The 14,760-nt window shown below is 62.8% G+C and carries 15 protein-coding genes and 1 tRNA gene; 13 read left to right on the top strand and 3 right to left on the bottom strand.

Annotated features, from left to right (window positions below; all coding sequences use genetic code 11):
- Nucleotides 1-4 precede the first annotated feature (4 nt).
- Entirely contained in the window at nucleotides 5-736 is a 732-nt protein-coding gene (locus ACP146_RS14800; RefSeq protein ID WP_422367518.1) for a GntR family transcriptional regulator, read from the bottom strand.
- Between the two features lie 176 nt (nucleotides 737-912).
- On the opposite strand from ACP146_RS14800, the gene ACP146_RS14795 reads away from it, so the two are divergent.
- From ACP146_RS14795 to ltnD, 10 genes are all read left to right on the top strand, one after another.
- Nucleotides 913-1,200, top strand: a complete 288-nt coding sequence (locus tag ACP146_RS14795; RefSeq protein ID WP_422367517.1) for a UxaA family hydrolase — start codon at nucleotides 913-915, stop codon at nucleotides 1,198-1,200.
- Between the two features lies 1 nt (nucleotide 1,201).
- Nucleotides 1,202-2,371 carry a UxaA family hydrolase gene (locus ACP146_RS14790; protein ID WP_422367516.1) on the top strand — a complete coding sequence of 390 codons (1,170 nt, stop codon included), beginning with the start codon at nucleotides 1,202-1,204 and terminating at the stop codon, nucleotides 2,369-2,371.
- 49 nt (nucleotides 2,372-2,420) lie between these two features.
- Nucleotides 2,421-3,551: an Ldh family oxidoreductase gene (locus ACP146_RS14785; protein WP_425032785.1), complete on the top strand. Its 1,131-nt coding sequence runs from the start codon at nucleotides 2,421-2,423 to the stop codon at nucleotides 3,549-3,551.
- A 245-nt stretch (nucleotides 3,552-3,796) separates the two neighbouring features.
- Nucleotides 3,797-5,917: a CHASE2 domain-containing protein gene (locus ACP146_RS14780; RefSeq protein WP_422367514.1), complete on the top strand. Its 2,121-nt coding sequence runs from the start codon at nucleotides 3,797-3,799 to the stop codon at nucleotides 5,915-5,917.
- A complete protein-coding gene (locus ACP146_RS14775; RefSeq protein ID WP_422367513.1) occupies nucleotides 5,901-6,371 on the top strand; it encodes a FecR family protein in 471 nt (156 codons plus the stop codon). Before ACP146_RS14780 ends, ACP146_RS14775 begins: the two co-directional genes overlap by 17 nt.
- Nucleotides 6,372-6,375: 4 nt before the next feature.
- Entirely contained in the window at nucleotides 6,376-6,969 is a 594-nt protein-coding gene (locus tag ACP146_RS14770) for an OmpA family protein (RefSeq protein ID WP_422367512.1), read from the top strand.
- A gap of 128 nt (nucleotides 6,970-7,097) precedes the next feature.
- Nucleotides 7,098-7,871, top strand: coding sequence for a hypothetical protein (locus ACP146_RS14765; protein ID WP_422367511.1), 774 nt, complete (start codon nucleotides 7,098-7,100; stop codon nucleotides 7,869-7,871).
- A 3-nt stretch (nucleotides 7,872-7,874) separates the two neighbouring features.
- Complete coding sequence (locus tag ACP146_RS14760) at nucleotides 7,875-8,420, top strand: hypothetical protein (RefSeq protein ID WP_422367510.1); 546 nt, start codon at nucleotides 7,875-7,877, stop codon at nucleotides 8,418-8,420.
- 104 nt (nucleotides 8,421-8,524) lie between these two features.
- Complete coding sequence (locus tag ACP146_RS14755) at nucleotides 8,525-9,331, top strand: hypothetical protein (protein ID WP_422367509.1); 807 nt, start codon at nucleotides 8,525-8,527, stop codon at nucleotides 9,329-9,331.
- A gap of 85 nt (nucleotides 9,332-9,416) precedes the next feature.
- The gene (gene ltnD / locus ACP146_RS14750) at nucleotides 9,417-10,337 is read left to right on the top strand and encodes an L-threonate dehydrogenase (protein WP_422369657.1); all 921 of its coding nucleotides are present in this window, start codon (nucleotides 9,417-9,419) and stop codon (nucleotides 10,335-10,337) included.
- A 44-nt stretch (nucleotides 10,338-10,381) separates the two neighbouring features.
- Here the strand turns inward: ltnD and ACP146_RS14745 are convergent.
- Nucleotides 10,382-10,455: transfer RNA gene (locus tag ACP146_RS14745), tRNA-Gln, on the bottom strand.
- Nucleotides 10,456-10,698: 243 nt separating this feature from the next.
- Between ACP146_RS14745 and ACP146_RS14740 the strand changes: the two genes are divergently transcribed.
- Both ACP146_RS14740 and ACP146_RS14735 read left to right on the top strand, forming a co-directional pair.
- Nucleotides 10,699-11,826, top strand: coding sequence for a Ppx/GppA phosphatase family protein (locus tag ACP146_RS14740; RefSeq protein WP_422367508.1), 1,128 nt, complete (start codon nucleotides 10,699-10,701; stop codon nucleotides 11,824-11,826).
- Between the two features lie 18 nt (nucleotides 11,827-11,844).
- Nucleotides 11,845-12,621 carry an RlmE family RNA methyltransferase gene (locus tag ACP146_RS14735; protein ID WP_422367507.1) on the top strand — a complete coding sequence of 259 codons (777 nt, stop codon included), beginning with the start codon at nucleotides 11,845-11,847 and terminating at the stop codon, nucleotides 12,619-12,621.
- Here the strand turns inward: ACP146_RS14735 and ACP146_RS14730 are convergent.
- The gene (locus ACP146_RS14730; RefSeq protein ID WP_422367506.1) at nucleotides 12,618-13,067 is read right to left on the bottom strand and encodes a host attachment protein; all 450 of its coding nucleotides are present in this window, start codon (nucleotides 13,065-13,067) and stop codon (nucleotides 12,618-12,620) included. The genes ACP146_RS14735 and ACP146_RS14730 overlap by 4 nt on opposite strands.
- Nucleotides 13,068-13,266: 199 nt before the next feature.
- Between ACP146_RS14730 and guaB the strand changes: the two genes are divergently transcribed.
- The gene (gene guaB, locus ACP146_RS14725; RefSeq protein WP_422367505.1) at nucleotides 13,267-14,730 is read left to right on the top strand and encodes an IMP dehydrogenase; all 1,464 of its coding nucleotides are present in this window, start codon (nucleotides 13,267-13,269) and stop codon (nucleotides 14,728-14,730) included.
- Nucleotides 14,731-14,760 lie beyond the last annotated feature (30 nt).

The following is a 14,760-nucleotide window of genomic DNA, read 5'->3' as shown; positions in this document are numbered from 1 at the left end:
TTCGCTAGGCCAGCGTCACGCTGTAGGCGGTGTCGGCGGTATTGCACAACGAGATCCGCCACTCGACCGGTTGGCCGTCCAGCGCCAGCGCCACCCGGTCGATCTCCAGCAGCGGATGATGCCGTTCGAGATCGAGATGGCGGGCCACTTCCGCGCTGGCCGGAACCGCGCGCAGCTTCTCCACCGCCTTTCCCACCGTAATGCCGTAGTCGCGGGCGAACAGCGTATAAAGGGTATTGGGCAACTCGCGGCCGTCGTTGAGCCCGGGAAAGATCTGGTGCGGCAGGGTCAGGCGCTCGAAGATCACCGGCTTGCCGGCGATCGAGCGGATACGGGTGATGCGGATCACCGCGGCCTCCGCCTCGATCTGAAGCCTGGTGGCTTCCTCTTTGCGGGCCGTGCCCAGGCTGCGGCGCAGGACCCGGCTTTCGGGCACCAGCGGTTGTCCCTGACGGTCCGTCATCTTGAAAAAGTGGAACAGGGCATGTTCCTGATCGTGTTCGGCAACGAAAGTGCCGCGCCCCTGGCGCCTGACCAGCATATTTTCCGCGGTCATCTCATCCAGGGCTTTGCGGACCGTGCCCTGACTAACGCCAAGCTCCGCCGCCAGCTGGAATTCACTGGGCAGAAGATCGCCGGGTTTCCAGAAGCCGCCAATCAGCCGCTCTAGGAGCAGCTGCTTCACTTGTTTGTAGAGCGGGCGGAACCCTGGAATCGCAGGTGCCTGGCTTGCCAAGATCGGAAATTCCTTAGCGGTGAATATGTATCTTCGAAAATCCCTTGTCTTATATAAGATATAACATATAATTTCTTTTGTCGAACAAGAGATCGCCCCTCCTGAAGCCCTGCGGGTTCAGGCAAAGGGTCGCATCCTGCATTTCAATGCAATTACATGAGGGAGAACATCCGAAGATGTCTGCGCCAGATTTCATCGTTCATGATGCTGCGGACACGGTCGGGGTGATCGTGAAAGAAGGCATCAGCGCCAACTCCACGCTCACCGGCTGGGTTCTGGAAGACGATTCGCGCTTTGAAATGGCGTGTATCGACGACATTCCGCTGGGACACAAAATCGCCCTGGGAGAAATTGCCGAGGGGGATACGATCCTCAAATACGGCCATGACATCGGTAAAGCCGTGGCGGGTATCGCCAAGGGCGGTCATGTCCATACCCAGAACGTCAAGACCAAGAGGTGGTAAGATGAGCGCACAGAAAATCCACGGCTATCGCCGGGAAAACGGGCGCGTCGGCGTCCGCAACCACGTCGTCATTCTGCCGCTGGACGACCTTTCCAACGCCGCCTGCGAGAAGGTGGCCAACAACATCGACGGCTGTCTGGCTCTGCCGCACCATTATGGCCGGCTGCAGTTCGGCGAAGACCTGGAGCTGCACTTCCGCACCCTGATTGGCACCGGCAGCAACCCCAATGTGGCGGCGGTTATCGTGATCGGCATCGAGCCCGGCTGGACCGGCCGCGTGGTCGATGGCATTGCCAAGACCGGCAAGCGGGTCGAAGGTTTCGCCATCGAGGGCCATGGCGAGATCAAAGTCGTCGCCGATGCATCGCGCAAGGCCAAGGAATTCGTGCAATGGGCGACGGAACTGCAGCGTGAGCCCTGCGACCTGGGTGAGCTCTGGGTTTCCACCAAGTGCGGCGAGTCAGACACCACATCCGGTCTGGCATCCAATCCGACCGTCGGTAACTTCATCGATAAGTTCGACGAGTTGGGTGCGACGACCTGTTTCGGCGAAACCTCCGAGCTGACCGGCGCCGAGCAGGTCTGTGCGACCCGCGCGGCGACCCCCGAAGCGGCTGAGAAGTTCCTGAAGACCTGGCAGGCCTATATGGACGAGGTCATCGAGCCGCATAAGACCAGTGACCTTTCCGACAGCCAGCCGACCAAGGGCAACATCGCCGGCGGCCTGACGACCATCGAGGAAAAGGCCTTCGGCAACCTTCAGAAGATCGGCAAGAAGACGAAGTTCATCGACGTCCTTCAACCGGCGGAACAGCCCGCCAGCGGACCGGGTCTTTACTTCATGGACACCAGCTCCGCCGCGGCGGAATGCGTGACGCTGCAGGCTGCGGCCGGCTTCGTGGTCCACCTCTTCCCCACTGGTCAGGGCAACATCATCGGCAACCCGATCGAGCCGGTCATCAAGCTCACCGCCAACCCGAAGACGGCGCGCGAGATGGGCGAGCACGTCGATCTGGATGTGTCGGGTATCCTGCGCGGCGAGATGAACATGGACGAAGCGGGCGATGCGCTGATCGACATCACCCTGCGCACCTGCAATGGGCGTCTCACCGCCGCAGAAGCGCTGAAGCATCGTGAGTTCGTCATGACCAAGCTCTATCGTAGCGCCTGATTGCTTCAGGCGACGACAGAGGCGCAAAGAAGCCGAAGGGGGAGACAGCGTGAGCGAAGGTGAACGCTTTACGCTGGCCGAAGCGCGTGACTTGGCGGTCAGGGCCCTGGTGGCGGCGGGCACGACAGAGGCTAATGCCCTGTCGGTCGCCACCGCCCTGGTCGCTGCCGAGGCTGACGGTCAGAAGGGGCATGGTCTGTCGAGGCTTTCCAGCTACGCGGGCCAGGTTCGCACCGGCAAGGTAAGGGGCGATGCCGAACCGCGGGTGGAAAAGCTCTCGGGTTCCGCGGTGCGCATCGATGCCGCGGCGGGCTTTGCCTTTCCGGCCCTGGAGCGGGCGCGAGAGGCCTTGGTCTCCATGGCCGGCAGTCAGGTCGTTGCCCTGGCGGCGGTCTACAATTCCCATCACTTCGGTCAGGGCGGATATCATGTGGAACGCCTCGCCGAACAGGGCCTGATCGGGTTGATGCTCGGCAATTCGCCCCAGGCCATCGCCCCCTGGGGCGGGAAGCAAGGGCTCTTCGGAACCAATCCCATCGCCTTGGCGGCACCGCGGCGGAGCGGGGCCCCTCTGGTCATCGACCTCTCCCTGGCCAAGGTGGCGCGCGGCAAGGTAATGGCCGCGGCAAAGTCGGGGGAGGAAATCCCGGAGGGTTGGGCCCTGGATGCCGAGGGGCGGCCGACCCGCGATCCGGAAGCGGCCCTTGCCGGCACTATGATCCCCATGGGGGAAGCCAAGGGCGCCGCCCTGGCTCTGCTCGTGGAGGTGCTCTCAGCGACGCTGGTCGGTGCCAACCATGGTTTTGAGGCCTCTTCGTTCTTTGCCGCCGAGGGGCCACCGCCCGGTGTTGGTCAACTGCTGATGGCCATTGACCCGGCCCCGCTGTCGGGTGGCAGTTTCTCCGACCGTCTTGAGGTCTTGATCGACGCTCTGGAAGTTCAACCCGGCGCGCGGCTGCCGGCAATCGCGGTTTGGCGGCCCGAGAGGCCGCCGCAAGAGACGGCTTGCTGCTTCCACCGGCGATTGCAGCAGAGGTCCGCGCGCTGGCTGACTAGCGCAGGCCGAGAAGCGACCACAATGGTAAACGGAGCCCGGAGTCTTCTCTGGGAGCCTTTCAGGTTGCGCGGCCTGCGTGTGGGGCTTCTGCGGTCACCCCAAATCCCCCAACATTATGACTAATCAACTTGTTGATTGATTGCCGGGTCTCCGTGCTATCCTCCATTCCGGGAGGAATCGTGGGGCGGCGAATCAACTGATGGTCCAAGGAGACAGGCTGAAAGACCGAGCCGGGGTGACCGTGTCGGGAGGGAAACTTGCACGGCGCCATTCCGACCAGTGGGATGGCGCAATGGTTGAGTGTCTTAAGCCAATGCAAGCAAAAGGCCTGCCGGATCGACCGGCAGTGTTGACTTGACCATGAGCAGGTGGCTGTGAAGCCGGGCGGTTTCCTCAACAGCCTTGGCGGCTGGGCCAGAACGGCTCTGTTCTGGTTGTCGATTGTTCTGATTGCCGGACTGCGCTTTGCCGACCCTGAACCGCTGCCGACCTTTCGCAATGCTTTCTTCGACTTTGCGCAAAGGCTCTTGCCCCCGGGGAGTGAGGCGCAGCGTGCCGGTGTGGTTTTGGTGGACATCGACGAGAGAAGCCTTGCAGACCACGGTCAATGGCCGTGGCCTCGGGATCTCCTGGCTGATTTGATCGGCCAGATCGCCGCGGGCAGGCCATCAGTTCTGGGCGTGGATATCATCTTTGCCGAAAGCGACCGCCACTCGCCGGAGAATCTCTTGCGGCGGTTTCCGCTGGATGCGCCGCTGCGCGAAAGCCTGGCGGCTTTGCCGTCCAACGACGCCATGCTGGCGGCGAAACTACGGCAGCTTCCAAGTGTCCTGGCCAGCGCCGTTATCGAAAAACCCATGGAGGAGGGGATAGAGGCCGGTGTGCAGCCACCGGTCTTGCTGCGTCTGGGCCGGCAGACGGGCTCTGATCTGCGGCGCCATCCGGCCCTTCTTCGAAACCTGAAATCGCTTGAGGAGGCAAGCAGCGGTATCGGCGTTGCCAGCCTGGAGCTCTCAGGTGACGGCGTTGTGCGAAAGCTGCCGGTGGTGATGCTTGTTGGCGACGCCATCCTGCCGAGCTTCGCGGTCGAGGTGCTTCGCATTGCAAGGGGCGCTGAGGCCATTTCCGTGGAGATAGACGGTCCCGGCGTAACCAGTGTGACCTTGGCGGACAAGGTGATCGAAACGGCCTATCCCGGTCATGTCTGGCTGCGTGACCGGGACACAGAGTCGCTACTGCACCTCTCTGCCTCCTCCCTGCTGTCGGGTGAGGTGCCTCTCTCCCAGTTGGCGGGTCGGGTTGTGCTGCTGGGGTCAAGCGCCGTCGGCTTCGGCAAGCAGTTTGTCACACCGAACGGTGATCTGCGCGCAAACCTGGAAGTTCAAGCCTTGATGATCGAGAACCTCATGACCGGCAGCTATCTGATGCGGCCGCATTTTGCCGCGATCTGGGAGGGTGTCGCCGCCGGCGTAGTCTTTGCGCTGATCGCCGCATTCGCGGCACGGCTCTCCGGCTATCTCAGTCTGGCCGCCGTGCTCGGCGGATTGCTGTTGCTGTTTGGCGGTGCTCTCTATGGCTTCGATCAGCATGCAGTGCTGCTGGATCCCAGCTACGCGTCACTGGTGCTCGTCCTCGGTTGCGCCGTGATGCTCGGCCTCGGCATGGTGGAGGCGCAGCGTCAGCGCCGGCGCAGTGAGGAAGAGAGAGAAATGGCCCTCGTCCTGGCCGAGGCGGCAAATCGATCGAAGACCAGTTTCCTGGCCAATATGAGTCATGAACTGAGAACGCCCCTGAATGCCATTCTGGGGTTCTCTGAGATGATGAAGCGCGAGATTCTGGGCCCCGTTTCTCCACCGCGCTATCGCGAGTATGTAAACGACATACACCATATGGGCGGGCATCTGCTGTCCCTGGTGAATGACATCCTGGAGATGTCGAAGGTCGAGGCGGGTGAGAGTCAGCTCTCTGAGTCGGAGTTCCCTGTTCGTGATATCCTCGATGAGTGTGTCCGCACCGTGAGCACCGCATATCGTTATCGGGCGACGAAAATCATTGCAAACTACAAGTCTGTTGTACCCGTCCTTTTCGGGGACCAGCGGATGTTCACGCAGATGGTGCTGAACCTGCTTTCCAATGCCGTGAAGTATACGCCCAGCGGCGGCGAAGTCCGGGTGACCGCTGTGCTGGGGGATAATGGCAGCTATCGTCTTTCCATTTCCGACACCGGGATCGGAATGTCGGATCAGGAGATTGTCGAAGCCTTTGAGCCTTTCCGGCGGGTCGATCATGCGCTGGCATCGAATCTTGAAGGTATCGGTCTGGGGCTTCCCTTGACCAAGGCGATGATCGAGATGCATGGCGGCAGACTGGAGGTTTCCAGTGTTACGAACCACGGGACCACTGCGACCCTGGTTTTTCCGGCGGACCGAGTCCGCGGCTTGGGTGACAAAAAGCACGAAAGGGAGAAGCGCTATGAAGAGTCTGCGTGAGATCTGTCCCGTTTTGAGAGGGATGCTTTTTACGTTTGGTCTCTCTCTCCTGCTGGCGGCTCCGGCAGAGGCCCAGCAAGAGCAGGTCGCCCTGGTCAAGGTTGTGGCGGGGGAGGCTTATGCGTTACGGGCGGACCAGCGCGCTGAACTCGGCGTTGGCGAGGCGATTTTCGCCAAGGACATCGTCGAGACCGCCGAAGGTTCGATCGGGTTGACCTTCACAGACGGGTCGCGCATTTCGATCGGCCCGAATTCCCGTGTTCAGTTCACGGAGTTTCAGTTTGCACCGGCAGAAGGAAAGCTCTCCTTCCTGATCGAGTTCTTCCGCGGAACCATGCTTTATGTTTCGGGCGTCATCGCAAAGCTTTCGCCGGATGCGGTGAAGGTGAAGACACCTGTGGCGACGGTGGCCGTCCGCGGCACGCGGTTCCTGGCCGAGATCGAGGGAGACTAGAGCCATGCTACGTCATCTGTTCAGCCTGCTGCTCGTTGTTGGCCTCGCCGCTTGTGCCGGGGGAAACCGCTTTGTTCTCTTAGAGGAGGAAGACGGCAGCGTCGGCACCATCGTGATCGCGAACGAGGGTGGCTCCCAGATCGTGGATAAGCCGAGAGAAGCAACCCGGGTCGGCAGCGCGACTTCGGCGCCTTCTGCGCCAGAGGTGATCAGCCAGGCGGAAATCGAGGAGACCTGGGGAGCAACGCTCGACGCCAGCCCCCTTAAACCCAGGACCTTCATCCTGAATTTCGTCGTCGGATCCAACCGGCTGACGGCAGACTCAGAGGCACAACTACCGGCGATTCTGGGGGCCATAAGAGAATATCCGGCGGCCGAGGTCTCCGTCGTCGGCCACACCGACCGCGTCGGTTCGGAACAACGCAACGCACGGCTTGCGCTGCAACGCGCTGAAGCCATTCGCGACCTGCTGATTGCGGAGGGATTGGATGCTGGGTTGATCACGGTCGATTCTCACGGCGAGAACAATCCTTTGGTCGCGACCGAGGATGAGGTGCCGGAGCCCCGCAACCGGCGGGTCGAGGTCACCGTGCGTTAACCGCCGTCTGCTGCCGTTCGTCTTTGAACCTTCGGAGCCGCTTTCACGACCAACAGCGGAAATGATGGATGCGCCTCGTGCGGTGAGACACTGCTCACCGTGCCGGTTCTGTCGCCGGAGACCCCAAGATGGCCGAATTTCTGATCGTCCGCATCGTCGCACTGCGTGCGCTCGTGACCCTGACGGCGACCGTGCTGCTCCTCGCCACGCTGATCAGCGATGTCTGGGCCGATGGGTCGCAGCCGGACGCCGAGGCCAACTTCACCCTTTATCCGGCCAGTGTTGATGAAGAAGTCGAAGAGTTCAGCAGTGAGCAGGTTGACGGACTGTTGCATGTACTGATGAAGGACGACGGCTCTCTCGCTGGCTACGTCACCGAAGCCATGCAGTGGCGCCTTGCGGTCGAAGTGGGGGGCGGTCAGGCGGCGGGGCTGGAAGATGGTTATTTCACCGTGCGGCCGAAAGGCAGCCCCCTGACCGAGGATTGCGGCGGTGATGCTTTTTGCCCTGCTGGTTTTTCGGCTGCCGGAAGCAGTAACCTCATTGAGTTTGAAGCGCCACAGAAGGCAGTAACAGCGAAGGGCGAAGCCTATTTCCGGCGCGCCTTCACCCTGGTCATGCCGCTGGATCTCACCTGGGTCGGATTCTACGGAGACTTTCACAATCGTGTGGAAAGGGCCTGTATGGCGGCCAACGAAGCGGTTGAAGCAAGCAGCCGGGATGGTGACGGCGCCCTCGCGATGCCGCTGAGTGCCGACCTGGGCGGCTACGGTCTGGTGGCAACGGCGTTCCGGAACTCGGGCTTCTGGGCGGAGACGGATCTGGTCGTTGCCGTAAAGTGTTGGCCGTCCGCGCATGCAATGGAAGCCCTGAAAGCCCGTTTGAACCCAAAGGGCCGTTGACGCGTGTTTTCCCTCACCCTGACCAAGCTGTCCTACTCGGCTTACGCTGTCGGTTTTTTCGGAGCAGCCGCAAGTTGGTCGCTGTCCCTGGCCCACTGGCTGATGTACCGGAAAGCTGATGCGGCCGTCCCAGGTGAGCTTTGGCAAAGCCTTCATCAGACTTTGGGGCGCTTGTCGGGATCTGTCCTTGTCTGTTCTTCCGTTGCGGTTCTCCTGGGCTTCATTTTGGCTGTTCCATCCGCCACAGAGACCTCATCAATAGCTCAGAGCCATCGTTCCTTTCTGCTGCGTCTGGCACCGGTTGTGGTGCTTTGCCTCATGCTCGTGGGTTTGGCCAACGGGCGTATGGGGAGTCTTGACGCGGACTGGACCTCTTTAGTGGTCTTGCTCTGGTGTGGCTGGTTGCTCGCTTCGGCTTGGGGAGCCCATGTCAGGCAGGCTGAAGTTACCGGACCTTTCGGTTGGCAGCTCGCCCTTGTGATCGATCTGGTTGCCTCGGGCTTCTTTGTTTGGTTCCTCTGCTGTTTTCGCATGACTCGTCTCTTCTAGCGCCTCTAAACCGCCCAGCTCTCTGCCTTTGCTCCCAATGCGCCGTTGACCGAAGAGGGGCGTTGACCGAGGCTTGCCTTCGCAGGTGGTGAAGGGAGAGAGCCATGGCGATTGTGCCGCGCCCGGTTGAGGGGTCCTACGACAGCGCGCTTTTCGACTTCATCCTGGGCAGCGAAGGCTTCGTGCCGCGGGTCTACAGCGATCATCGGGGCATTCCCACGCTCGGCCTCGGTTACGCCCTGCTGGTGGACGCAGCGGGCTGGCCGCGACGAGAAGGCCTGAGGGATGATTTCGCCGCAATCGGTGTCACGCTCAGTGATCAGGACGAAACTCTTCTGAACTCCGTCAGCCGTGCTCTTGTGCTTGGCAGGACCGGGGAGGCGATCAACCTGGTGGCCCCCTGGCGACCTGGGGAGGCGCCCGCGGTGCGCAACGCTTTCAGCTTTCTGATCCACAAGGAACAGGCGCGGGTACTCTTTCAACGCGTCCGGCCGGACTTCGAGGCTGTTCTCGCCAAGAATCTCGGAAGCGTGTTGATTGAGCGGCTTGCCGGATCGCAGGAATTGATGGCGCTGTTTTCCCTGGCCTACAACAGCCCCGCTTTGATCGGTCCGGGGCTGACCGCGGCCATGAAGGCCGGCGAGCGACAGAAGGTCTGGTACGAGATCCGCTTCGGGTCAAACCGCAAGCGGCATCCCGGTCTTCAGAACCGGCGCGATCACGAGGCTGAGGTCTTCGGCTGCCTGAATGAGCAGCCTGATGCAGATGAGCAGTTGGCATTCAAGACATTGATGGCCAGCCGTCGGGAGGAGATGTCCCGCTATCTGGCCCAGGTTGGTCTCGATGGCGGTCAGATCGATACCGCCTTGACCGAACTTGAAGACATCGTCGGGCAAACGCGTCTCGCCTGAGTCTATTTTTCCTGAGTCTCTTTGTTCGAAACTGCCGCCCGGCGGCAGACGGGCGTGCTAGCCTGTTCAATCACATGGCAGGACAATCAGTTTCAGGGGATCTCATATGACGGTAATCCGTGTCGGCGTGATCGGTCTTGGTTCAATGGGGCTCGGCATGGCGGTCTCGGCTTTGAAGGCGGGGCTGGCGGTAACCGGCTTTGACCTCTCGGCGGAGCGCCGGAAAGCTTTGGCCGGTGCGGGAGGCCAAGTGGCCGAGTCGCTACCCCTACTGGTCGAAGAGGCCGACATCGTTGTTTCCGTCGTCGTCAACGCCGCACAAACCGAGGCCGTGCTTTTCGGTGACCAGGGCGTGGCCGAGACCATGCCGGAGGGTGCAGTTTTCATCTCCTGCGCCACCATGGCACCAAAGCGCGCCGCCGAAATGGCGGCGCGCTTGGAAGCTGGCGGGCGGCATTACCTCGATGCGCCGATGAGCGGCGGCACAACGGGGGCGAATGCCGGCGCCCTGACGTTCATGGCGTCCGGCAGCCCCGACGCTTTCGAGCGGGCCGAGCCGGCCCTCCAGGCAATGGGCGAAAAAATCTACCGCCTTGGCGATGCCGCCGGTCGGGGATCGTCGATGAAGCTGATCAATCAGCTCCTGGTGGGCGTCCATATCGCCGCAGCGGGGGAGGCGATGGCCATGGCCGCCAAGCTGGGCTTGGACCTGGAGGAAGTCTACGAGGTGATCAGCAACTCCGCCGGTGCGTCCTGGGCTTTCTGCGACCGGGTGCCGAGCATCCTGAGCGGCGACTACAGCCCCAAGTCGGCGGTCAGCATCTTTACCAAAGACCTTGGGATCGTGTTGGACACGGCCCGGGCAGAGGGTTTCCCGGCACCCCTCGCCGGTAACGCCCTGCAGGCCTATCTCATGGCCGAGGCCGCCGGGATGGCTGGGGACAACGATTCTTCGGTGGTGCGGGTCTACGCCAAGCTGGCCGGTCTGGACCTGCCGCAAAGCTAGAGCCCGGGCGAGAAATTCTGGGTTTTCGAAGGTTTTGCCGGATTTGGCTGGGGGACCTGGATTCGAACCAGGGCTGCACGGGTCAGAGCCGTGAGTTCTACCGCTAAACTATCCCCCAAGAGGTCGGTTGCGGCTCTCGATAGCAAGAGAGTGCTTTACATAGTCCTACCGAGGGGAGCTTTTCAACCGATTTCCTCGGCTTTCTCGGACGCGGCTCGGAAGGCCCGGCCGGGGGGGCCCCGAGGCCTTCTGCCGTTGCCCGGATGGGCAGGCTGGCGCCGCCGGGGGCCTTCACGTTATGCTGAAGGGTCAACGGCCGGCGACCAATGCCCGGCCGGCAAGAACAGGAGTTGTGTTTCACGTGGCAGCCTTCGGAAATGGGCGGCGCCGGGCCAGGCGGGCCGGTGGTTCCGGGCGCCGGGACCAGGCTGGCGGAACCGGCGGCGTTTACGCGGCCCTGGACCTGGGGACCAATAACTGCAGGCTGCTCGTGGCCCGGCCGACCCGCGAGGGGTTTCGTGTGGTCGATGCCTTTTCGCGTATTGTGCGCCTCGGCGAGGGCCTGTCCGTCTCCGGACGGCTGTCGGACCCGGCGATGGCGCGGACCCTTGAAGCGCTGAAGGTTTGCGCGACGAAGATCCGCCGCCGCGGCGTCACCCAGGTGCGGGCGGTCGCGACCGAGGCCTGCCGCCAGGCCGAGAATTGCGATTCCTTCCTCTCGCGGGTGCGGCAGGAAACCGGAATCGAGTTGGAGATCATCTCGCAGGATGAGGAGGCGAGGCTGGCCATTTGCGGCTGCGCGCCGCTGATTGATCCGGGGGTTCCGGACATCCTGCTTTTCGACATCGGCGGGGGCAGCACGGAGGTCTGCTGGCTGAAGGCCACCGGCAGCAGCGGGGACCGGCGCCTGGAGGCACAGGACCTTTCCCTTTTTGCCTGGGCTTCGGTGCCCATCGGCGTGATTTCCATGGCCGAGCGCTTCGGCGGAGTCGACCTTTCGCCGGCGGACTATGAGGCGATGATCGCCCTGATGGAGGACTCCATTGCCGAATTCGCGCAGAACCACGATGTACGCGCCGCGGTGGCGGACAGCAAAGTCCAGATGCTGGGGACTTCCGGCACTGTAACCACGCTGGCGGGGGTGCACCTGAACCTGCCTCGCTACGACCGGTCGCGCGTCGACGGGCGCTATCTGGAAATGGATACGGTTCATAAGATTTGCGGTCGGATCGCGGGGATGAGCTATGGCGAACGGGCGGGACACGCCTGTATCGGCGAGGAACGGGCCGATCTCGTCGTGGCCGGTTGCGCGATTCTGACGGCGCTCTGCAGGCTCTGGCCGGCCGAGCGTCTGCGGGTTGCCGACCGGGGCTTGCGCGAGGGCATGCTCTACACGATGATTCAGGGCGCGCCTATTCAGGCGGCGGCTGATCCGCAAGGCGTCCGCTCGGGCGCCGCACTGGCTGCCCCGGCCGCGGGCGACACTTAAAATCAAGGGAACGGCAAGTTGGCACGATCACCAGGCGGACGCTCGGGCGGGCGGTCAGGCGGGCGTGGGAGAGGCGGTTCGCGCTCCGGCAACCCCGGCGGCGGCGGGCGTGATCTCTCCGGCCGCAACCTGAAGGTCCGGGTCAAGACGGCCAAGCGGCGCTCGGCTTCTTCGGCGCGCTGGTTGGAGCGACAGTTGAACGACCCCTATGTCGCCGAGGCGCGCAAGCGCGGCTACCGTTCTCGTGCGGCCTTCAAGTTGGCGCAGCTGGATGATCGGCTGCATTTCCTGAAAACCGGCGCCCGGGTTGTCGATTTGGGTTGTGCGCCCGGGGGATGGGTGCAGGTGGTGGCGGAGCGTTGCGGACGTGCCGCACGCATCGTCGGCATCGACCTGCTGGAGGTGGAGCCCGTCACCGGCGCCGATCTTCTGATTGGGGATTTTTTGGATGACGACGCCCCGGACCGCCTGAAGACCGCCTTGGGCGGGCCGGCGGATGTCGTGCTCTCGGATATGGCCGCTTCTTCCACCGGCCATGCAAAGACCGATCACCTGAAGGTCATGGCGCTGGTTGAAGCTGCTCATCTCTTTGCCCAGGAGGTCCTGGCACCCGGCGGCGCTTTCGTCGCCAAGGTGCTGCAGGGCGGCACTGAGCGGGAACTGCTGGCCGCCCTGAAGCGGGACTTCGCCAAGGTGCACCATGTGAAGCCGGCGGCCAGCCGCGCCGACTCGTCGGAGATGTATCTCGTGGCGACCGGTTTTCGCCGTCGACCCGAGGATCCGGCGCAGCCTTAGAGAGCGATCACGTCGTTGAGGTGGGCCGCCAGATCCCGGTCGGCGATGGGGGTCAGGTCCTTCGCCAGTTCACCCTGGACACAGGCTGCCGCTTCCTTACTGAGGGCCTGGCGCAGATCCCCCAGGGTTTTGGCCGGAGCCACCAGAATCAGGCGATCGTAGCGCTTTTGCAGGACTGCGGTGTTGAGGCGCTGCGCCAGGTTCTCGGCAAAGCGTCGCTTCTCGGTTCGATGGGCGTCGCTGGGCGGCTCCATGGCATGACGCCCGGGGCCCATACGGTCGTGAGATCGTCCCGGCCGGTCGGCATCGATTTCGCGATTCGGCTTGGGCTTCCGATTCGCCTCTTCCGCCGTTAGAGGCGTCAAACCCTTGCCGGGCCCATTGTTTTCAAGAATGCGGGCATGGGCGCCATCGGCAACGACAATCCAGCTACGGACAGATTTCATGGTGAATCTTCCCGGAATTCCTTGATGGGACTGCTCAGCCTGACGGATTGGCCGCGCCGCGGCGATGATGCAGGTCAAGCTGCCGCGGCTTTTGGGCGCAGGTATGACCTCAGCGCGCGCCAGTGTTGCGGTGCAAACCGCTTGGCAATGCCGGGCGCCTGTGTATGATGCGGCGCCAATCACCGCCAAGGGGATCGGCATGGAAATTCGTCAGGCTCTTACTTTCGATGATGTTCTTCTAGAGCCGGCGGAATCCGCAGTTCTTCCCAGCCAGACAGACACGCGCACGAGACTGACCCGCTCCATCGAGCTGGGCATCCCGCTGTTGTCTTCGGCCATGGATACGGTCACCGAGGGCCGCCTGGCAATTGCCCTGGCCCAGGCTGGCGGCATCGGGGTCATCCACAAGAACCTGGAGGTTGCCGAGCAGGCCGACGAGGTCCGCCGGGTGAAAAAGTTCGAGAGCGGCATGGTGGTCAATCCGGTGACCATTCATCCCGATGAGCCCCTCGCAAACGCCCTGGCGCTGATGCAGAGCTACCGCATCTCGGGAATCCCGGTGGTCGAGCGCAAGAGCAAGAAGCTGGTCGGTGTGCTGACCAACCGCGACGTGCGCTTTGCCGAGAACCCGAATGAGCCGGTTTCTGCCCTGATGACCAAGGAAAACCTGATCACCGTCAAGGAGGGGGTCAGCAAGGAAGAGGCGCAGCGTCTGCTGCATCAGCACCGGATCGAGAAGCTTCTGGTCGTCGACGAAAGTTACCGCTGTATCGGCCTCATCACCGTGAAGGATATGGAAAAGGCCCAGGCCTATCCCAACGCCTGCAAGGATGACCAGGGCCGCCTGCGGGCCGCCGCCGCCACCGGTGTCGGAACGGACGGTTTGGCGCGGGCCGAGGCGCTGCTGGATGCCGGGGTCGATGTGATCGTGGTCGATACCGCCCATGGACACTCCCAGGGGGTGATGGGCGCGATCAGCGAGATCAAGCGGCTGTCGAATTCGGCCCAGGTGATTGCCGGCAATGTTGCAACTGCCGAAGGCGCCCGCGCGTTGGTGGATGCCGGTGCCGATGCGATCAAGGTCGGGATCGGCCCGGGGTCGATCTGCACCACCCGCATGGTCGCCGGCGTCGGGGTGCCGCAGTTGACGGCGCTGATCGATACGGTCGAGGCCTGCCAGAAGAAGGACGTTCCGGTAATTGCCGACGGCGGCATCAAGTTCTCCGGCGATCTGGCCAAGGCCATGGCGGCGGGCGCCTCCGCCGCGATGATCGGTTCGCTCTTCGCCGGCACCGAGGAAAGCCCGGGGGAAGTCTTCCTTTATCAGGGGCGTTCCTACAAATCCTATCGCGGCATGGGCTCGGTCGGCGCCATGGCACGCGGCTCGGCGGATCGCTACTTCCAGCAGGAAGTGGCCGACAACCTGAAGCTGGTGCCCGAGGGTGTGGAGGGGCGCGTCCCTTACAAGGGTCCGGTCGGCGCCGTGATCCACCAATTGGTCGGCGGCTTGCGGGCTGCCATGGGCTACACCGGCAGCGCCACGCTCGCCGACCTCCGACGCAACGCGCGCTTCCTGCGCATTACCAATGCGGGCTTGCGGGAAAGCCATGTGCATGACGTGACCGTCACGCGTGAGGCACCCAACTACCGCAACGAGATGTGATCGCCGGCCGCTCTTCATTCCGCCCCTCCG

The sequence above is a fragment of the Pelagibius sp. genome, from assembly GCF_965249265.1.
In the GTDB taxonomy this organism is placed as follows: Bacteria; Pseudomonadota; Alphaproteobacteria; order Kiloniellales; family Kiloniellaceae; genus Pelagibius.
This window is presented reverse-complemented; position numbering and strand designations above follow the sequence as displayed.